We start from the raw sequence: 19,430 nt of genomic DNA, 5'->3' as shown, positions 1-19,430 counted from the left end.
TCGCCGTACGGAAGACGAACAGACCCACGATCGCGAGGACCGTCAGGACCCCGACCGCTCCGCGACCAAGGCGCCTGTCGTTCCCTATGGGGTGGTACGAGCCCGAGCCGTCTCCCCGAGTGGACGGCGCCGGGCGGCTCTGTCGGGTCTCGCTCCTAGCTTTCCGCCAGGATGTGCGAGAGCTCCTGATCCAGGTCGAAGTGGCGGTGCTCGGTGCCCGGGGGCACCGCGGCGTCCGTCCGCTTCAGGAACGACTCCAGGGCCCGCGCCGGGGCCTCGAGCAGCGCCTCGCCCTCCGGGGAGCTCAGGGCGATGCACACGACGCCCTGACCGTGACTGCGCGACGGCCAGACTCGGACGTCGCCGGTGCCGGTGGGCCGGTGGAGGCCCTCCGCGAGGAGGTCGCGGGCGAACACCCACTCGACGGTCTCCTCGGCTCCGGTGTGGAAGGTGGCGTGCACGGCGTAGGGGTCGGCCGTGTCGTACCGCAGGCCTGCGGGGACAGGCAGGGACGACTCGCTCGACACAACGAGGCGCAGGTGCAGCTCGCAGCTGACCGTGGTGTTCATAAGCGCCAGGGCCTTTCGCTCAGTGTGCGCTCGGGGATTCGCACGTCGGCGAAATCGACATGCCACCTACGGTGCCGTTGTAAACCCCTCTGAGTGTTTTGCGTGCCTTTACGTAACTCTTCCGGCCGAGAACCCCTTCGTACGGTGCGCCCATTCCGGTGACCGGATTCTCTCCGGTAGGGTTTGGCCGTATGAATACGGGGAGTGACAAGCCGGGCGAGGTTGCCGTGGCGGGTGGTGACGGAGCGAAGTCGGACCGAGCGCACAGCGAACAGGGGCTCGGATCCAAGGCGCCGGAGTTCGTCAAGGCGCGCCGGGCGCTGCATCTGAGCTGGCAGGTCGGCGTCTTCGTGATCGGCCTCGCGGTCGTCGTGGCGGGCATCATCATGCTGCCCCTGCCCGGACCGGGCTGGGTCGTGATCTTCGGCGGCATGGCCATCTGGGCGACCGAGTTCGTCTGGGCCCAGCTGGTGCTGCGCTGGACCAAACGCAAGGTGACCGAGGCGGCCCAGCGCGCCCTCGACCCGAAGGTGCGGCGACGCAACATCATCCTGACGTCGATCGGCCTGGTGGTCATCGGCGCCATACTCGGCGTCTACCTGTGGAAGTTCGGCTTCGAGATGCCGTGGAACATCAAGGACCAGTGAGCCGTACCGGGCGCCGTCGCAGGTCGGGGGCACCCCCTGACATGGGGTAATGTTCTCCCTGCACCCGGGCGATTAGCTCAGTGGGAGAGCGCTTCGTTCACACCGAAGAGGTCACTGGTTCGAACCCAGTATCGCCCACCCGGGTTGAGGGCGGTGTGTGCTCGCGGACAACGCGAGCACACACCGCCCTCGTCGTTTTCTGCGCGGCCGCGCAGCGCGTGCGGAGGCTTCGCCCCCGCGCCCCCGCTGCCGGCGCGTGCCCGCGATCCGAGTCGGCCCGTGTGACCGTCCGCAGCCGACCGCCCCCGCCGCCCGCTGATTTTCGGCCGCCCGTCGATCCCGTACGGGGGCCTGCGCCCTGTTCGGCCGGTCGGCCCTGCCTCTCTCACCTGGGGCTTCGTCAGTTCCCCGGCGCCGCCCGGCTGTTGGAGGCGCGCCGCCCTCTCACCACACTCACAAGAAATTCCTGTCCGAATCATTGACGCACCTCCGGGCCCTCCGTAACTTGTGCCAGCAAGCGCTTACTTGAAACGATTCATGCAGGCGGCGACGCTGCGGGGAGGGGCCCGACTGTGGGAACCAGCAGGAATGTTGAGAGGCGAACGATCCTGAAGGCGGCCGGGGCGACAGCGGCGACGCTGGGACTGGCCGCGACGACCGGATGCGGCGGGGACAGCGGCAGTTCGGGAGACGGAACGGTCACGCTGCGTTACGCGTGGTGGGGCGGCGAACCACGCACCATCGCCATCAAGAAGACGATCGCGCTCTTCGAGAAGAAGTACCCGAAGATCAAAATCAAGCCGGAATTCACGGACTACGAGTCGTTCTGGGAGAAGTTCCAGACCCAGGCCTCCGGTGGTAATCCGCCGGACGTTTTCCAGAATGCGGTCGGTTTCCTGCGCAAGTACGACAAGCGCGGTGTTCTGCTGGATCTCAAGTCGCAGGCGGACGCCGGGAATCTGAGCCTGGACAACTTCCGCAACGGCGTTCTGGCGAACGGTCAGGTCGACGGCAAGCAGATCGGCATACCCGTCGGCGCCAACACCATGGCGCTCTGCATCGATCTCAACGCTTTCAAGAAGGCGGGCGTGGAGCCGAAGTTCGGCTGGACCTGGGACGAGTACTTCGAGGCGCTGCAGACGATCCAGGACAAGCTGAAGATCTCCGGTGACACCGGCTACTTCGGCATCATGTACCTCTACGACCTGTATCTCCGTCAGAACGGCAAGGCCTTCTTCACCGACTCCGATCTCGGTTTCACCGAGGACGACCTGACGCAGTGGTGGGCGGACGGCTACAAGCGCGTGAAGTCCGGACTCGTCGCCGACCCGAAGAAGGTCGAGCAGGTCAAGCCCAAGTCGGGGCTGTCGGCGGGGCTCGCCGCCTCCGAGTTCAACTGGGACAACTTCTCGATCCGCTACGAGGGCGAGGGCACGTCGGACTACGGGCTCGCCCCGATCCCCACCGTCGACGGCAAGGCCACCGGCCAGTACCTCGGCTCCCTGATGCTCAGCGGCTTCTCGGGGACCAAGCACCCCAAGGAGGTCGCGCAGTTCATCGACTTCATGGTCCACGACCCCGAGGTCGGCAAGATCATGGGGTACGACCGCGGCATCCTCGCCACGACCGAGCAGTACGACGCCTTCAAGCCCACCGACGCCAACAACAAGGGTGTCGCGGCCTACGAGGACGAGGTCGCCAAGGCCGGTGTGCTGGGGAAGATCACCCCGCATCCCTCCGGTGCCGATGTCGTCGAGGCGGCGTTCCTGCGCCTCGGCGGTGAGGTCGCCCAGGGCAAGAGCAAGCCGGCCGACGCCGCGAAGCAGCTGTTCTCCGAGGCCAAGGCCGCGTTCGCGGGCTGAGGGGACGTACCACCATGACGCTCGTCAAGGAAGCGCCCGTGCGCCCGGCCGGGAAGCGGTCCGCCGCTCCCGCCGCCGGGCGGCGCGGGCGGCGCCGCGAGAACCTCGCCGGCTACCTCTTCATGTCGCCCTGGATCGCGGGATTCCTGCTGCTCACGGCGGGGCCGATGATCGCGTCGCTGTACTACGCGTTCACCAGCTACAACCTGTTCACGCCCCCCAAGTGGGTCGGGCTCGACAACTTCACGACGATGTTCCAGGACCCCCGCTGGCAGAAGTCGGTCGAGGTCACCCTCAAGTACGTCGTCGTGGCCACCCCGCTGAAGCTGCTGCTCGCGCTCGGCGTCGCGCTGCTGCTCGCGCAGAGCCGGCGCGGACAGGGCCTGTACCGGGCCGCCTTCTACATGCCCTCGCTCATCGGCGCGAGCGTCTCCGTCGGCTTCGTCTGGCGGGCGCTGTTCTCCGACGACGCCATCGTGGACCGTACCCAGAAGATCTTCGGCCTCGACGTGGGCGGCTGGATCGGCAACCCCGACTACGTCATCTACGCCCTGGTCGCCCTCAGCATCTGGCAGTTCGGTGCCCCGATGGTCATCTTCCTCGCCGGTCTCAAGCAGGTCCCGCGGGAGCTGTACGAGGCCGCCGAGGTGGACGGCGCGGGACCGTTCCGCCGGTTCTGGAACATCACGCTGCCGATGATCTCCCCGGTGCTCTTCTTCAACGTGCTGCTGGAGTCGATCCACGCGTTCCAGGTGTTCGGCTCCGCCTACGTCGTCTCCGACACCCGGTGCGGGCCCGCCGACGCCACCCTCGTCTACACCTGTTACCTCTACCAGAAGGGCTTCAAGGAGGCCCAGATGGGCTTCGCCGCCGCGATGGCCTGGACGCTGGTGGTCGCGGTCGCGCTCGTCACGGCGGTCCTGTTCTGGTCCCAGAAGAAGTGGGTGCACTACGAGGAGGCCGCCAAGTGACCAGTGTCACCAGCCCTGTTGCGCGCACCGCGAACGAGCGGCGGCGCACCGGATCGATCGCCTGGCACCTGGGCGCGCTCGCCGTGCTCGCGGTCGTGCTGTACCCCGTGGTCTGGGTGCTCGGGGCCTCGTTCAAGCCGGGCAAGGACATCATCGCCAGCGTCGACCTGCTGCCCACCAAGCCGGTGTGGGCGAACTTCTCCGGGCTCGCCGATGGTATCTCCGGCATCTCCGTCAGCACCTTCTTCGTGAACTCGCTGACGTACGCGGGCCTCGCCGTGGTCGGTGTGGTGCTGTCCAGCTCGCTGACCGCCTACGCCTTCGCCAAGATCAGGTTCGCCGGGCGGAACCTGCTGTTCACGCTGATGATCGGCACGCTGCTGCTGCCGTACCACGTGCTGCTCATCCCGCAGTACGTGATGTTCCGCAAGCTGGAACTCGTCGACACGCTGGTGCCGTTGGTCGCGGGCAAGTTCCTGGCCGTGGAGGCGTTCTTCGTCTTCCTGATGGTGCAGTTCATGCGCGGGCTGCCGCGCGAGCTGGACGAGGCCGCCAAGCTCGACGGCTGCGGGCATCTGCGGACCTACTGGTCCATCGTGCTGCCGCTGTGCCGGCCCGCCCTCATCACCAGCGCGATCTTCACCTTCATCAACGCGTGGAACGACTTCATGGGGCCGTTGATCTACCTCAACACCCCTGACAAGTACACCGTTTCGCTCGGTCTGATGATGTTCCGCGACCAGGAGGGCATCTCCAACTACGGCAGCATGATCGCGATGTCGCTGGTGGCGCTGATCCCGGTCATCGCCTTCTTCATGGCCTTCCAGCGGTACCTCATCGACGGCATGGCGACGTCCGGACTGAAGTGACGGAAGTGAGGCGGTCAGCATGGCGCAAGCGCGTGTGAAGGCCCGCAGGGCGTCCGTGTTCGGCGGCGAACGGTTCGCGCTCTTCGCCGAGTCCCTGCTCACCGGTGTATGGATTGCCGTGGGCTGTCTCGGAGTTGTCACCTACCCGGCCGCTTTCGCCGCCGGAGCACGGCATCTTCGTCGTCGTACGCGCCATGAGGCGGGCGGTTGGCGGGAGTTCGTCGCCGACTTCCGTACGGCCGCGCGGCGCGGGTGGCTCGTCGGGCTCGCCGGGTGGGCCGCGGCGGCCGTGGTGTGGGTGGACGTCCAGGCGGCGCGGGCCGGGATCCCCGGTGGCCCGCTCGTCGGGGCCGTCGGACTGTTCGCGCTGATCGGCGTCGCGGTGGCCGGGCTGCGCGCGGCGGCGGTATGGACGCCGGGCGCCTCCTGGCGCGCGCTGCTCGTGGACGCCGTACGCCGGACCCTGCGCGATCCCGCCGGGTCCTTCCTGATCGTCGCGGGTCTGGCCGTCGTGGCCCTGTCCGCGGGGTTCGTCGCACCGCTGGCGGTCCCGGTCCTCGGGGCGGTCGCGGCGGCGGCCGTCGCCGTGGAGGAGCGCTACCGGCACCGCTGACGGGCGGCGCCTCCCCCTGCAACGCGGGCGCCGCCGACGGGCGGCGCCCCACCCAAGGTCGGTGCCCGGAGCGCCGTACCTCTCTCTGTCATGCCCCTGGCAAACCCTGAACCCGCACGGAAAGGACAGTCATGTCCCCCATCCCCCGCAGGTCCCTCCTCAAGGCGGCGGCCGTCGCCGGAGCCGCCGCGCAGTTCAGCTGGGCGCTAGGGACCAAGGACGCGCAGGCCGCGCCCAGAGCCGCCGAGGCCGACGACAGCCCCGTGACCCTGGACTGGCTGGAGGACGGCGGCCTGGGCGCCGCCCCCGGCTCCACCCTCGGTGTGCCGTGGCCCAAGGGCACCTACCAGGAGGGCCAGGAGTTCGCGGTGGCGGATGCGGACGGCAAGACCGTGCCCGTCCAGTCCTGGCCGATCGCCTACTGGCCCGACGGCTCGCTCAAGTGGACCGCGCACGCGGTGAGTTCGGGCAACGGCAAGCTGACGCTGAGCGCCGGCGAGGCCGCCGTACCGGAGAAGAAGGTCACCGTCGACAAGAGCGGCGGCGCGATCACCGTGTCGACCGGGGTCATCACCGCGAAGATCGGCACGTCCGGTGCCACGCTGATCAAGTCGGTCACCCGCGGCTCCACGGAGATCGCCAAGAACGGGCGGCTCGTGCTGATCCGCCAGCCCGAGATCGAGGACGAGGACCAGGGCACGGTCAAGACCGAGCGCTTCGAGGGGGCGATCTCCTCCGTGACCGTCGAACAGGACGGTCCGGTACGGGCGGTGGTCCGTATCGACGGCAAGCACCGCAAGGGCAGCAGGAGTTGGCTGCCGTTCTCGATCCGGCTGTACTTCTACGCGGGCGCCGACTCCTTCCGCATGGTCCACACGATCACCTACGACGGCACGCAGGAACCGGGCAAGGCGAGCGGCGACTTCATCCGCGGGCTCGGCGTCCGCTTCACCGTGCCGATGCGCGACCAGTCCTACGACCGCCACATCCGCATCGGCGGCGAGGGCACCGGTCTGCTGCGCGAGGCTGTCAAGGGCATCACCGGGCTGCGGCGCGACCCCGGCATCGCCGTGCAGGAGGCCCAGTACGCGGGCAAGAAGCTGCCCGATCCCGCCACTTGGGACCAGCGGGTCACCACCCGGCTCCAGTACATCCCCGAGTGGGGCGACTACACGCTCTCCCAGCTCTCCTCCGACGGCTTCACCCTGCGCAAGCGCACCAAGAAGGGCCACGGCTGGATCGGCGCCGGCGGCGGCCGACGGGCCTCCGGCTTCGGGTACGTCGGCGGCGCGAGCGGCGGATTCTCCTTCGGGCTGCGGGACTTCTGGGAGCGCCACCCCTCCCAGCTCGACATCCGCGACGCCCAGACCGACGAGGCCGAGGTCACCCTCTGGCTCTGGTCGCCCGAGGCCCAGCCCATGGACCTGCGCTTCTACCACGACGGCATGGGCCAGGACACCTTCGCCGAACAGCTCGAAGGCCTCAACATCACCTACGAGGACTACGAGCCGGAGTTCGGCACGCCCTACGGCATCGCCCGCACCTCCGAACTGCTGTTCTGGGCCAATGAGTCGACGCCGACGCCGGAAGTGCTGGCCCAACAGGTTGAGGCCGTAAGGGTGTTGCCGCAGCTGGCCGCGCCGCCCAAGCAGCTCATCAAGGCGAAGGTGTTCGGGCCGGGGCTCTACTCCGAGCCGGACCGCTCGACCCCGGCCAAGGCGAAGATCGAGGACCACCTCGACTTCCTCTTCACCTACTACAAGGACCAGGTGGAGCAACGCCGTTGGTACGGCTTCTGGGACCACGGCGACATCATGCACACCTATGACACCGTCAGGCACCAGTGGCGGTACGACATCGGCGGCTACGCGTGGGACAACTCCGAGCTGTCGCCGGATCTCTGGCTGTGGTTCGCCTACATCAGGTCGGGCCGCGCGGACATCTTCCGGTTCGCCGAGGCGATGACGCGGCACACCGGTGAGGTCGACGTCTACCACCTCGGGCAGTGGGCCGGGCTCGGTACCCGGCACGGTGTGCAGCACTACGCCGACAGCGCGAAGCAACAGCGCATCGCCAACACGACGTACCGCCGCTACTACTACTTCCTCACCGCCGACGAGCGTGTCGGCGACCTTATGCACGCCAACGTCGACTCCGACGAGACGTTCCTCGTGCTCGACCCGCTGCGCAAGGTACGCACGGATCCGTACACGCCCGACCGGCACGCCCTGTCGATCGGCTTCGGCACGGACTGGAGCGGGCTGGTGTCGGCGTGGCTGACGGAGTGGGAGCGCAAGGGGCCGAAGTGGGAGAAGGCGAAGGCGCGCGTGCTGTCGACGATGGAGGGGATCGCCGCGCAGCCGAACGGGTTCGTGCAGGGGAGTGGGTTGTACGACCTCGACACGGGTCGGTTCGCGACGGCCTCGGCGCCCGTGGTGGGCGTGTCCCACCTGTCCGCCGTGTTCGGACTCAACGAGCTGTGCGCGGAGTTGATCGACCTCGTCGACATGCCCAAGTTCAACGAGGTGTATTTCGACTACTGCCGGTACTTCAACGCGACCAAGGCGGAGCAGGCGGCGCGGTATGGGTCGAACTTCGGGACGTTGTTGCTGTTCCAGGGGCATTCGCGGCTTGACGCGTATGCGGCCGTGCAGACGGGGGATGCGAAGCTCGCCGCTCGGGCGTGGGAGAAGTTCTACAACTCCGACGGGTACAAGGAGTCTGCGCCTTGGAAGACGGAGGCCGTGAGCGGGCCGGCCGCTCTGGTTGCCGGGAGTGAGGCTGCTTGGGTGTCCACCAATGACACGGCTCTGTATGGGCTTGCTGCCATTGAGAACCTTGCGTTGCTTGGGGACAAGATGCCTTCGTAGGGCTTGATGTGGTGGGGAACTGCGGGCCGTCTGTGGCTGGTCGCGCAGTTCCCCGCGCCCCTGGGTGGGTTCAGTGCATGTTCGTCAGGAAGAGGCGCATCTTTTTCGCGTCCCTCAGGCGCTGTTCGTATGTTGCGCCCAACGCCAGGAGCAGGATTCCGGCCAGGGCCGGCGGGACCCAGCGGGGGAGGGCGTCCGTCACCTGGATGATGTACGGCGTCAACTCGTGCAGGGCGTCGAGGAGTAGGACCGCGCAGCCCAGGAGGAGGGGGGCCTGGAGGTGGTGGCGGGCGCCTGCCAAGGTGACCAGCAGGGCTGCCACGCCCAGAAGCAGGGGGCGGGTCCAGTGGGGGTCGGCCCAGGCCGCGAAGAGGCTCGGGACGAGGGTGGCGGCCAGGCCGGGGGCGTACGCCGTCCAGGACGAGGTCCGCGGGTCGCGGCGGTGGCGCAGGGCGCCGACCAGCAGGGCAGGGACCGTGACCGGGAGCGTGTACGCCTCCGGGGCACCGACGTCCCAGGCCGCCAGGCGGACCCAGGTGGCAAGGACGAACAGCGCGGCGGCCGCGTAGCCGACCGGGCGGCGGTCCTCGCGGATCGCCGTGCCCGCCGTGATCACTCCGCACAGGGCGAGGACCGTGGCGAGCAGGGGCAGGTCGGTCGCCGCCAGCGCGATGGCGACCAGGCCGGCCGCCGCTCCGGCCGCCTCGACCGGTACGACGGTCTTCGCGTCGTCGAGCCGCCAGGCGAGGAGGGCCGCGGCGGCGGAGACGGCCAGCACGAGCAGTGCGGTGTGGGCCGGCGACCAGTTCGCTGCGGCACCGGTCGCCACGGCCAGGGCGGCGCCGTAGCCGAGGGCGGCAGGGGCCGTGAAGGGGGCGAGGCGCCAGGAGGCCGCCGCGAACAGCGCGATCAGGGCAGCGAGCACGGAGAGGGTGGCCGTCTGCGTGGCGAGGGAGAGGAAGGCGAGGCTCACGGAGGACGCGAGGGCCACGACGAGAGCGGGCAGCCTGGACAGGAGGACGGCTGCGGCCAGGGCTCCCGCGGTCGCCATGCCTTGGACCAACAGGCCGACGAGGTAGGGGAGTTCGAGGACCGCCGGGAGGGTGAGGACCGCGGTCCAGGCGAGGACCGGTGCGGCAGCCAGCGCCCTGGGGCGCCAGATCGTGTCGCGCACGGCCAGCGCGAGGACCCCCGCAACGGCCGCCAGGATCAACGGGGTTGTCTCGGCGTACGGCGGCCAGGACAGGTCCGTCGCCACCGCCGCGCGGGCGTCCGACGGAGTACCGGTCCACACCCGCGAGGCCCAGGCGAGCGGGCCCAGCACGACCACGCCGACCACCGGCAGCGCCCACAGCAGGGCCAGCGCCTGCACGGAGCCGGACGCCCAGAGCAGACCTAGCCGTACCGGCTCCGGCAGTCCGTTCGGCCGTAGCGCCGCCAACAGGGCGATGCCGAGGGCCAGATGGACCGGGACGGTCCACATCGCCGGCAGCGCGGGCCGGGCCGCGCCGCCGAGGGCGGCCACCGCGAGCAGTCCGGCGGTGAGGGCGAGAGCGAGGGACTGGCCCTCGCCGGGCGCGTGCGGCGTCGTACGGCCGCCCTGCCAGGCCGCACCCAGGGCGACGGCCGCCGCGAAGAGGAGGAGCGCCGCCGCACGGGCGGCGGCGCTCGGGCCGGAGGCTGTCCAGGTCAGCCAGCCGGCGGCCAGTACGCCCCAGAAGCTCACGCCGTACGCGCCGATCGCGGCGACCACGCGTACGGACCGGGGCGTCGTCCGGAGCGCCACGACCGTGTCGAGCCCGGCCGTCACCAGGAGCGCGGCCGTGAGCCCGTACGAGCCCGCGTCGGCCGCGATCGCCCAGAAGAACAGCGGGAGTTGGGCCGCGCCCACCGCGGCCGGCAGGGGCAGGCGCAGCGTGGCCGTGCCGGGCAGGAGGCCGTACGTCGTCCAGAGCCCGGCGAGCAGCGCCGAGGCGAGCGCGGTGTACGGCGCCCCGGGGGTGTGCGGGAAGACGGCGCCGTGCAGCGCCACCGCGTCCAGGACCGTCAGCGCCAGGCCCAGGCCCGCCACCGACTCGGCCGTCGAGCGCAGCCCCCGCTTCAGCAGCGGCAGCGGTGCGGTGAGCGCGGCCGCGGTGACCGCGCCGAGCACCAGGGCCCGGCCGGTGATCCCCAGGTGACCCCAGCTGACCAGCGTGAACACCATCGCCGCGATCGTGAGCAGGACACCGCCAAGGACCAGGAGGAGGTTCTGCACGCTCGGTGCGCTCGCTTCGGGGCGAGGGCGTACGGCGGGCGTCGGCCCGGTCGGCCTCGGCGCCTGCCACTTCGGCTGGAGCGCCGCGACCAGCCAGGCCCGGCGGGCCAGCAACTGGGCCCGGCGGGCGTCCAGTTGCCACAGCTCGGCGTCGACGAGCCGCAGCTCCTCGGCCGGGGGCGGAATGTGCGTCATGCCGTGAAGTGTGGTCTGGGTCACGACGCGCGGCATGAGTACGCGTACTCAAAACGTACCCGGATCCGATGCCAGACTCTGCCCATGGACTGGTGCCGATACCGTTTCCGCAGCCTGTGGTCCCTGCCCGCGAAGCCCGCCGTCGTCTACGACGTCCTGGAGCGCGCCGAGGAGTATCCCCGCTGGTGGCCCCAGGTGCGCGAGGTGCGACGGCTCGACGACACCAGCGGCCTGATCACCATCCGCGCCACCCTGCCGTACGACCTGGTCTTCACCGCGCACGCGGTGCGGCGCGACCCGGAGGCCGGGGTGCTGGAGATCGCGATGGAGGGGGACCTCGACGGCTGGGCGCGCTGGACGATCACCGCGGACGGCGAGGGCAGCCTCGCCCGCTACGACCAGGAGGTCACCGTACGCAAACCGCTGATGCGCCGGTTCGCGGTGCCGGGGAGGCCGGTCTTCCGCGTGAACCACCGGCTGATGATGCGCGCCGGGCGGCGCGGGCTCGTCGCCCACCTCGAAGCGGTTTGAACGAAGGCCGCGGGGACCTGTATTGTTCAGTGCGTTCCCGGGCGATTAGCTCAGTGGGAGAGCGCTTCGTTCACACCGAAGAGGTCACTGGTTCGAACCCAGTATCGCCCACCCGGAAAAAGACCGGTCTGCATGCGCAGGCCGGTTTTTTGTGTCCAGTCGTACGTCCTGTGGGGGTCGTCATGAGTGGTGGGGTGGGCGGACGAACGGCTCGTTCGATACGACGGCGCAGGGTGCGGTCCCTGTTCGTCGTGCTCGGCGTCCTGGCCGTCCTCGGTGGGGTCGCCGCGCTGGCGCAGACCCTCGCGAACAAGGAGCGGGTCACCTCGATGTGGGTCGGCGCCGAGATACGCGCCGACGGCAGCGCCCGGATCACCGAGGTCATCGACTACGACTTCGGGCACTCGGGGGACTCGCACGGCATCTTCCGGGACGTACCGGGTGCGCCGTTCGAGGGGGACGACGTACGCGTCAGCCTGGACGGGCACACGGTCCCCTGGGAGGACACGTACGGCGACTACTACCGGGACGAGACGGGTGAGCAGCACATCGCCGACCGGCTCAAGATCGGTGACCCCGACCGGCTGGTCGGCGGAGTGCACCGTTACCGCATCCAGTACACGCTCCCCGAGGTCGTGAAGGGCGGCAAGCTCGCCTGGGACGCGGTGGGCACCGGCTGGAAGGTCGACCGCTCCGCTGTGGAGGTCCATGTCGTGGACGGCCGCGGGTTCACCGATCTGCGGTGCCGGCACGGCAGTTGGGACGGTGGAAAGGCCTGTACGGCCCGGCAGAGCGAGCCGGGGCACCTCGTGGTCCGGCTCGACCGGCTCAAGGGCAGCGAAGGGCTCACGCTGTACGCCACCGCCACGAAGACCGAGGTCACGACTGCGGCCGCGCTGCCCGCGGCGCCCTCCGGCAAGGCCGTCGGGACGAGCCTTCCGCATCCGATGCACAACGGCGGTATCTTCCTCGCCGCCGCGTTGACCTGCGCGGCGCTGACCATCGGTGCGCTGCGGATCGTGGGGCGCGACCGGCTGGAGGAGGACGGGCGGGTGCGCCGGGTCGAGGTGGAGCGCCTCGCCCGGACCGTCGGTCCGTCCGCCGCACCGCCCGAGGGGCTGACTCCGGCCCAGGGCGGGACCCTGCTCACCGAGAGCGTCGACGAACGGCACAAGGTGGCCTGGCTGCTCACCGCCGCGGCCGACGGCCATCTCGCCATCGAGGGGGACGAGACGTATCCGGTCCTGCGGCGGTCCGACTCCGAGGAGGGGATGGAACGCGAGATGAAGGACATCCTGCGCAAGATGTTCTCCGGCCGCAGCAGTCTCGCCCTCGGTTCTCGCGACCCCTGGTTCCGGAAGGGCTGGGACGACCTCTCCGGCAGGCTGGAGAACTGGCGTGTCACCAGCGGCCTTTGGGACATGGCCGCCAAGAAGCGCGTCCTCGGGTGGGGCGCCGTCGACGTGCTGGCGCTCCTCCTCGGCGTCGCCCTTGTGATCACCGGCGGCATCCTGAACGGCCGGCGGATCGCCGCCGGCATGCCCGTCCTGCTGGCCGGTGCCGTCGTCGCCGGCGTCGGCATCGCCGTCGCGGCCCGCTCCTGGGAGCTGGACCGGCGCACCCCGCGCGGCACCGCCCTGTGGCTTCAAGTCGAGGCGTTCCGGCGCTACTTGGCCGACCCGAGCAGCTGCCCCGACGAACTGCCCGTGGGGGAGCGGGCGGACCGCTACGCGGCCTGGGCGGTGGCGCTGGGCGTCCAATCCGCCTGGGAACAGGCCGTGGCCGCCTCGACGTCCCGGGCGAGCACGGGGCGGCGCTTCTCGCTCGACCTCACCGACGTCCTGCTCGTGGCGGTTGTCTTGTCCGCCGCCAGCCCGCCGTCCAGTTCCAGCGGATCCAGCGGTAGTTCGAGCGGTGGCGGGTCCTCCTCCGGGGACGTCGGTGGAGGGGCCGGCGGTGGAGGTGGCGGTTCCTGGTGAGACGCCGGGAGCGGGTCCTGCCTCATCGGGCGGGGCCCGCTCCCCTCACCGGCCTCACGCCGCTGCCGGCAGATCCGGACGCAACGGCCACGCCGGATCCACCGACTCCTCCTGGCCGCTGCGCGCGAACCACGCCTGGAGCCCCCGCGCTTGAGCCGCGTGCCATCCCGTCTGCAGCGTGTGCAGTTCCGACGGGGCCAACCGCTCCAGCCGGGCCGCGAAACGGCGCCCGACCGCCCGTACGACATCCAGGGCGGCCTGCGCGTCGGCCGCCGCGTCGTGCGCGCCCTCCAGTTCGACCTCGTAGTGCGCGCACAGGTCGGTGAGGGTGCGGCGGCCCTTGCGGTAGCGGTCCAGATGCTTGTCGAGGACCCGGGGATCGAGCACCAGCAGGGGTGAGTTCTCGAACCAGCGGTCCAGGGAGGAGGCGCGATGGCGGCGCAACTCCCGGTCCAGCATGGTCAGATCGAACGGCGCGTTCATCACCACCAGCGGACGGCCCGCCACGGCCTGCTCCGCCAGCACCTCGGCTATCTCGAACATCACCGGCGCCGGCCAGCGGCCGTTGCGCTGCAGATGGTCGTCCGTCAGCCCGTGCACCGCCGTCGCCCCGGCGGGCACCGGCACACCCGGATTGACCAGCCACCGGCTCACCCGAGGCCGGGTGCCCGCCGCGTCCTGGACCACGACGGCGGCCGACACGATCCGGTCGGTCTCGACGTCCACGCCCGTGGTCTCCGTGTCGAAAGCGGCCAGAGGCCCTTCGTACCAGCACGTCATACCTACACAACCCCTCGTTCACCCACGGCAGCTGACGCACCGTCTTCTGCCAGTTTGGTGATACCCGGGCTGTTTGCGCCGTACGCCGGAAGGACACAACAGGAGTACGGGTCTTTGCAGTTCAGCGGCCCGGTGTGCGATTCATGTGGCCCGAGTGCGGGCATGTCACTTGGCTTGGAAGGCTGTTGGTCATGGCGATAGCGCAGCCCGAGCGGGGCGGGCTGCTGCCCGAACGTACGGGCCCCCTTCGCGGCACGCTCGCCACCACCGCCTGCATGGAGACACTGCAGGTGGGCTATCTGCACGCCGTCGCGGCGGCGGCCGGCTGCTCGTTGTCGCAGCCCTTCCCGGACAACGGCATCGACTGGCACGTCAGTCACGGCTCGCCCGGACACACCGTCGACGACGAGGTCACCATCAAGGTGCAGCTCAAGTGCACCTACCAGATCGCCCCCAACCCGGCCGGCCGCTTCTTCTCCTTCACGCTCGACAACGACCATCTGCGCAAGCTCGCCCGCACCCCGGTGTCCGTGCACAAGATCCTGGTGGTCATGCTCGTGCCGAGATCCCAGGACGACTGGCTGCGCGCCAGCCACGACCGCCTCGACCTCAGACACTGCTGCTACTGGGTCAACCTGGCCGGCCAGCCGATCACCGGCCGGACCCGGACCACCGTGCGGATCCCCACCAACCGCATCTTCGACGACCGGGCCCTGTGCGAGATCATGACGCGGGTCGGGACGGGAGGCAGACCATGACCCACCGCCCCCTTCAGGAGCCACTGCGCGCGGTCCGCCCCCATCCGGAGTCCCCCTGGGAGCGGTCGCCCGCTCCCGACGAGGTCGACCCCGCCGTCCTCGGTGCCCTGCTGCACCGGCACGGCTGGCAGCGGCGCGGCGGCGCCCCCGGACGCTACGGCCGCTGGACCCCACCAGGCCCGGGCGCGAGCGGCACCAGCCTGCTCGTGCCCGAGTCCCGCGCCTTCCCCGACAGCGACGACCTGCTCGGCGAGGCCCTGGTCGCCCTCGCCCGCAGCGGTACGCCCTCCGCGCGCGAGGTGCTCGTCGGGCTCGCCGTGCCCAGCGACGAGATCCGCTGGTGGCGGGACGTCCCGACCGGCCCCGCCGACACCACCCCCTGGTCGGTCGAGGAGCAACTGCGCTCCGCCGCCCGCCAGACCCTGCTCGCCGGCGCGCTCGCCACACGCGCGCGTGCCGGGTATTACGGCGCCCGTTACCGTCGTACGGCCGCCGCCTCGCTGGACAGCGTCCTGGTCGGCTCCGCGGCCGGGGGCCGGTGTCTCACCGCGTTCGTGCCCGTCGGCAGCGGGCGGCCGCTCGCCGTGCGGCTGCACCAGGCCCTGTACGCCGCTCGCGAGGCCATCGACTACCAGCGGGCCACGGGTGGCATGGACGCCTTCGACGGGGCCGTCGAGGCGGGGGTGAGCCGGGAGCTGACCGACGCGCTCATCGCCCTCGTCCGGGGTACGGAGGGGGCGCGGATCGCCGTCGAGTGGGCGCCCGCGGCCGGGGTCCCCGAGGGGTGCGCCTCGCGCGCCGAGGCCGTCGAGTTCTCGCCCGGCGACCTGCCCGTGCTGCGCGAGGCCGGGGCCCGCTATCTGCGCGAGGAGCCCGCGGTCCCGGTGCGGATCACCGGCACGGTGGTGCGGATGCGCAGGTCGGGGCCGCGCGGGGACGGGTCGGTACGGCTGCGGGTGATCGCCGGCGCCGAGATCCCGCACGTCCGGCTGACGCTGGACGAGGAGTCGTATCGGATCGCCGGGCACGCCCACCTCGTAGGACTGCCGGTGCGGGTGCACGGCAAGCTGGAGAGCCGTGGCGGCTTCCGGCGGCTGACCGGGGCCTCCGGGGTCGTGCCGATCCAGGTGGACGAGGCTGAGCGGGACCGGCTGATGAAGTCGCTCCAGGAGAATCTGGACTTCTTCGAGGAGGCGTGCGGCGGGGACTGAGGAGGAGTGTGACGGGCGGAGGGGCCGGGAGCCGGGGCTCGTTTCGCGGAGGCCGGTGCCGGGTCGGTACGATCGCCTCTTGCGCGCGCTCCCGGTATGGCGCCGCATCCCACCTGCAGTCAGGAGAGACCGGTGTCAGACGTCCGTGTGATCATCCAACGCGATTCCGAGCGGGACGAGCGCGTGGTGACGACGGGCACTACGGCCGCCGAGCTCTTCGCCGGCGAGCGCTCGATCGTCGCCGCGCGCGTGGGAGGCGAGCTGAAGGACCTCGCGTACGTGCTGGCGGACGGCGAGACCGTCGAAGGTGTCGAGATCTCCTCCGAGGACGGCCTCAACATCCTGCGCCACTCCACCGCGCACGTGATGGCGCAGGCCGTGCAGGAGCTGTTCCCCGAGGCCAAGCTGGGCATCGGCCCGCCGGTCAAGGACGGCTTCTACTACGACTTCGACGTCGAGAGGCCGTTCACGCCCGAGGACCTCAAGGCCGTCGAGAAGAAGATGCAGGAGATCCAGAAGCGGGGGCAGCGCTTCAGCCGCCGTGTGGTGACCGACGAGGCCGCCCGTGAGGAGCTCTCGAACGAGCCGTACAAGCTCGAACTGATCGGTCTCAAGGGCTCCGCCTCCACCGACGACGGCGCGGACGTCGAGGTCGGCGCCGGTGAGCTGACGATCTACGACAACCTGGACGCCAAGACCGGTGACCTGTGCTGGAAGGACCTGTGCCGCGGTCCCCACCTGCCCACCACCCGGAACATCCCGGCGTTCAAGCTGATGCGCAACGCGGCCGCCTACTGGCGCGGCAGCGAGAAGAACCCCATGCTCCAGCGCATCTACGGCACCGCGTGGCCGACCAAGGAGGAGCTGAAGGCGCACCTCGACTTCCTCGCCGAGGCCGAGAAGCGCGACCACCGCAAGCTGGGCTCCGAACTCGACCTGTTCTCCATCCCCGAGCAGATCGGCTCCGGCCTCGCCGTCTTCCACCCCAAGGGCGGCATCATCCGCCGCGTGATGGAGGACTACTCGCGCCGCCGCCACGAGGAAGAGGGCTACGAGTTCGTCTACACCCCGCACGCGACGAAGGGGAAGCTCTTCGAGCAGTCGGGCCACCTGGACTGGTACGCCGACGGCATGTACCCGCCCATGCAGCTCGACGAGGGCGTGGACTACTACCTCAAGCCCATGAACTGCCCGATGCACAACCTGATCTTCGACGCGCGCGGCCGTTCGTACCGTGAACTGCCGCTGCGCCTGTTCGAGTTCGGGACCGTGTACCGCTACGAGAAGTCGGGCGTGGTGCACGGCCTCACGCGCGCGCGTGGCTTCACGCAGGACGACGCGCACATCTACTGCACCCGTGAGCAGATGTCGGAGGAGCTCGACAAGACGCTCACCTTCGTCCTCGGCCTGCTGCGGGACTACGGCCTGACCGACTTCTACCTGGAGCTGTCCACCAAGGACCCGGAGAAGTTCGTCGGCTCGGACGAGGTCTGGGAGGAGGCGACCGAGACCCTGCGTCAGGTCGCCGAGAAGCAGGGCCTGCCGCTCGTGCCCGACCCCGGTGGCGCCGCCTTCTACGGTCCGAAGATCTCCGTCCAGACCAAGGACGCGATCGGCCGGACCTGGCAGATGTCGACGATCCAGCTGGACTTCAACCTGCCGGAGCGCTTCGAGCTGGAGTACACCTCGCCCGACGGCTCCAAGCAGCGTCCGGTCATGATCCACCGTGCGCTGTTCGGCTCCATCGAGCGGTTCTTCGCGGTGCTCCTGGAGCACTACGCGGGCGCGTTCCCGGCGTGGCTGGCGCCGGTGCAGGCGGTCGGCATCCCGATCGGGGACGCGCACGTCGAGTACCTGGAGAAGTTCGCGGCCGCGGCCAAGAAGAAGGGCCTGCGCGTCGAGGTCGACTCCTCGTCCGACCGGATGCAGAAGAAGATCCGCAACGCCCAGAAGCAGAAGGTGCCCTTCATGGTCATCGCGGGCGACGAGGACATGTCGGGCGGCTCGGTGTCCTTCCGCTACCGCGACGGCTCGCAGGAGAACGGGATTCCCTTCGACGAGGCGATCGCGAAGATCCTGAAGGTCGTGGAGGAGCGGGCGCAGGTCTGACGCCTGGTTCCGGTGAGGCCCTCGGGAGGCGGTCGGCTTCCCGGGGGCCTTTTCGCCCGCCCGCTCAGCTTCGTCGCGACCCCGTTTTCCGCAACCCCGCCGACACGGCTCGAACGGGCGAAGCCATATGCTGCACAGCATGACGAGTGAGCCGGAGCAGCAGTTGGGAGTGGGGACGCAGGACGCGTTCCAGCGTCTGTGGACCCCCCACCGGATGGCCTACATCCAGGGCGAGAACAAGCCCACCGGTCCGGGTGCGGACGACGGCTGTCCCTTCTGCTCGATCCCGGCGAAGTCCGACGAGGACGGCCTGATCGTCCGCCGCGGTGAACTGGTCTACGCGGTGCTCAACCTCTACCCCTACACCGGCGGTCACCTCATGGTCGTGCCGTATCGGCACGTGGCCGACTACACCGACCTCACCGTGCCGGAGACCGCGGAACTCGCCGCGCTGACCAAGCAGGCGATGACCGCCCTGCGGACCGCTTCCGGCGCGCACGGCTTCAACATCGGCATGAACCAGGGCACGGTCGCCGGCGCCGGCATCGCCGCCCATCTGCACCAGCACATCGTCCCGCGCTGGGGCGGCGACACGAACTTCATGCCGGTCGTCGGCCACACGAAGGTGCTGCCGCAGCTGCTGGGGGACACACGGAAGATGCTGTCGGAGGCCTGGCCGAGTGCGTGATGCAGGGGGCCGGTGGTACGCGGCCCCCTGACACCTACGCGTCGTAGACGTCCGCCTTGCGCGGGGACACGTCCTGGACCTGAGTGCTCAGGAAGCCCGCGCGTGTGCCGAACTGCTCGGTGTTCACGCCGTTCTCCGCGAGGACGCGGATCGCCGCGGAGTGCACGACCCGCAGCACCGGCGTGGCCGCGCGCAGCGCGTCGTCGGCCATGAAGCGGTGCCGCCACGGCTTGTCCGCCCAGGCGTGCCTGAGGCCGAACGGCTCGGGCAGGGCGAGTGAGCCGCCGAGCCAGTTGAGCAGCGGGGGATACCAGGTCAGCGGCGCCCGCGCGGCCAGCCGGACCACCTCGTCCGCGTCGACCAGCGGCAGCTTGATCTTCTTGGTCTCCCAGAAGCGCAGCTGCTTGGCGACCTCCTTCTCCTTGGCCGCCGGCTTCGAGGTGAACAGCCCGTGCACCGGGCCCAGCGCGTGCCCGGTGACCTCGATGCGCAGCGTCTCGTGCAGCACGGTGACCGTGATC

General features: G+C 70.1%; 15 protein-coding genes, 2 tRNA genes and 1 pseudogene. 14 read left to right on the top strand and 4 right to left on the bottom strand.

Annotated elements, in window-relative coordinates:
• Nucleotides 1–155: 155 nt before the first annotated feature.
• Complete coding sequence (locus ABZ896_RS45665) at nucleotides 156–569, bottom strand: SsgA family sporulation/cell division regulator (RefSeq protein WP_004002642.1); 414 nt, start codon at nucleotides 567–569, stop codon at nucleotides 156–158.
• Between the two features lie 191 nt (nucleotides 570–760).
• Between ABZ896_RS45665 and ABZ896_RS45660 the strand changes: the two genes are divergently transcribed.
• The 7 genes from ABZ896_RS45660 (at nucleotide 761) to ABZ896_RS45630 (ending at nucleotide 8,401) form a co-directional block, all read left to right on the top strand.
• Entirely contained in the window at nucleotides 761–1,216 is a 456-nt protein-coding gene (locus ABZ896_RS45660; RefSeq protein WP_360942847.1) for a TIGR02611 family protein, read from the top strand.
• A 66-nt stretch (nucleotides 1,217–1,282) separates the two neighbouring features.
• Nucleotides 1,283–1,354 (top strand) — tRNA-Val (locus ABZ896_RS45655).
• 434 nt (nucleotides 1,355–1,788) lie between these two features.
• Nucleotides 1,789–3,078 (top strand): extracellular solute-binding protein, encoded by a 1,290-nt coding sequence (locus tag ABZ896_RS45650; RefSeq protein ID WP_360942844.1) that lies wholly within the window; start codon nucleotides 1,789–1,791, stop codon nucleotides 3,076–3,078.
• Nucleotides 3,079–3,092: 14 nt separating this feature from the next.
• The gene (locus ABZ896_RS45645; protein WP_360942841.1) at nucleotides 3,093–4,049 is read left to right on the top strand and encodes a sugar ABC transporter permease; all 957 of its coding nucleotides are present in this window, start codon (nucleotides 3,093–3,095) and stop codon (nucleotides 4,047–4,049) included.
• The gene (locus ABZ896_RS45640; RefSeq protein ID WP_360942838.1) at nucleotides 4,046–4,918 is read left to right on the top strand and encodes a carbohydrate ABC transporter permease; all 873 of its coding nucleotides are present in this window, start codon (nucleotides 4,046–4,048) and stop codon (nucleotides 4,916–4,918) included. The genes ABZ896_RS45645 and ABZ896_RS45640 overlap by 4 nt, the downstream gene beginning before the upstream one ends.
• 19 nt (nucleotides 4,919–4,937) lie before the next feature.
• Nucleotides 4,938–5,531, top strand: coding sequence for a hypothetical protein (locus ABZ896_RS45635; protein ID WP_360942835.1), 594 nt, complete (start codon nucleotides 4,938–4,940; stop codon nucleotides 5,529–5,531).
• Between the two features lie 131 nt (nucleotides 5,532–5,662).
• Nucleotides 5,663–8,401 carry a Tat pathway signal sequence domain protein gene (locus tag ABZ896_RS45630; RefSeq protein WP_360942832.1) on the top strand — a complete coding sequence of 913 codons (2,739 nt, stop codon included), beginning with the start codon at nucleotides 5,663–5,665 and terminating at the stop codon, nucleotides 8,399–8,401.
• A gap of 70 nt (nucleotides 8,402–8,471) precedes the next feature.
• Here ABZ896_RS45630 and ABZ896_RS45625 read toward each other — a convergent pair whose 3' ends face one another.
• Nucleotides 8,472–10,853, bottom strand: a complete 2,382-nt coding sequence (locus tag ABZ896_RS45625) for a hypothetical protein (RefSeq protein ID WP_360942829.1) — start codon at nucleotides 10,851–10,853, stop codon at nucleotides 8,472–8,474.
• 84 nt (nucleotides 10,854–10,937) lie between these two features.
• On the opposite strand from ABZ896_RS45625, the gene ABZ896_RS45620 reads away from it, so the two are divergent.
• From ABZ896_RS45620 to ABZ896_RS45610, 3 genes are all read left to right on the top strand, one after another.
• Nucleotides 10,938–11,384: an SRPBCC family protein gene (locus ABZ896_RS45620; RefSeq protein WP_360942826.1), complete on the top strand. Its 447-nt coding sequence runs from the start codon at nucleotides 10,938–10,940 to the stop codon at nucleotides 11,382–11,384.
• A gap of 39 nt (nucleotides 11,385–11,423) precedes the next feature.
• Nucleotides 11,424–11,495: transfer RNA gene (locus tag ABZ896_RS45615), tRNA-Val, on the top strand.
• A 122-nt stretch (nucleotides 11,496–11,617) separates the two neighbouring features.
• Entirely contained in the window at nucleotides 11,618–13,363 is a 1,746-nt protein-coding gene (locus ABZ896_RS45610) for a DUF2207 domain-containing protein (protein WP_360942823.1), read from the top strand.
• A gap of 54 nt (nucleotides 13,364–13,417) precedes the next feature.
• Here the strand turns inward: ABZ896_RS45610 and ABZ896_RS45605 are convergent, their stop codons facing one another.
• On the bottom strand, nucleotides 13,418–14,143 hold the full coding sequence (locus ABZ896_RS45605) for a 3'-5' exonuclease (protein WP_360942820.1): 726 nt from the start codon (nucleotides 14,141–14,143) through the stop codon (nucleotides 13,418–13,420).
• Nucleotides 14,144–14,334: 191 nt separating this feature from the next.
• On the opposite strand from ABZ896_RS45605, the gene ABZ896_RS45600 reads away from it, so the two are divergent.
• From ABZ896_RS45600 to ABZ896_RS45585, 4 genes are all read left to right on the top strand, one after another.
• Nucleotides 14,335–14,901, top strand: coding sequence for a DUF4365 domain-containing protein (locus ABZ896_RS45600; RefSeq protein ID WP_360942817.1), 567 nt, complete (start codon nucleotides 14,335–14,337; stop codon nucleotides 14,899–14,901).
• Nucleotides 14,898–16,112 carry a hypothetical protein gene (locus tag ABZ896_RS45595; protein ID WP_360942814.1) on the top strand — a complete coding sequence of 405 codons (1,215 nt, stop codon included), beginning with the start codon at nucleotides 14,898–14,900 and terminating at the stop codon, nucleotides 16,110–16,112. The genes ABZ896_RS45600 and ABZ896_RS45595 overlap by 4 nt, the downstream gene beginning before the upstream one ends.
• 132 nt (nucleotides 16,113–16,244) lie before the next feature.
• Entirely contained in the window at nucleotides 16,245–18,221 is a 1,977-nt protein-coding gene (thrS, locus tag ABZ896_RS45590; RefSeq protein ID WP_360942811.1) for a threonine--tRNA ligase, read from the top strand.
• 127 nt (nucleotides 18,222–18,348) lie between these two features.
• The gene (locus ABZ896_RS45585) at nucleotides 18,349–18,909 is read left to right on the top strand and encodes an HIT domain-containing protein (RefSeq protein WP_360942808.1); all 561 of its coding nucleotides are present in this window, start codon (nucleotides 18,349–18,351) and stop codon (nucleotides 18,907–18,909) included.
• 34 nt (nucleotides 18,910–18,943) lie between these two features.
• On the opposite strand, the pseudogene ABZ896_RS45580 reads toward ABZ896_RS45585, so the two are convergent.
• Nucleotides 18,944–19,430 (bottom strand): annotated as a pseudogene (locus tag ABZ896_RS45580) (hypothetical protein); the annotation flags it as partial.

Origin of the sequence: Streptomyces sp. NPDC047072, from assembly GCF_040643855.1 — a bacterium.
In the GTDB taxonomy this organism is placed as follows: Bacteria; Actinomycetota; Actinomycetes; order Streptomycetales; family Streptomycetaceae; genus Streptomyces.
Note: the sequence above shows the minus strand (reverse complement) of the source record. Positions and strands in the feature narration are given on the sequence as shown.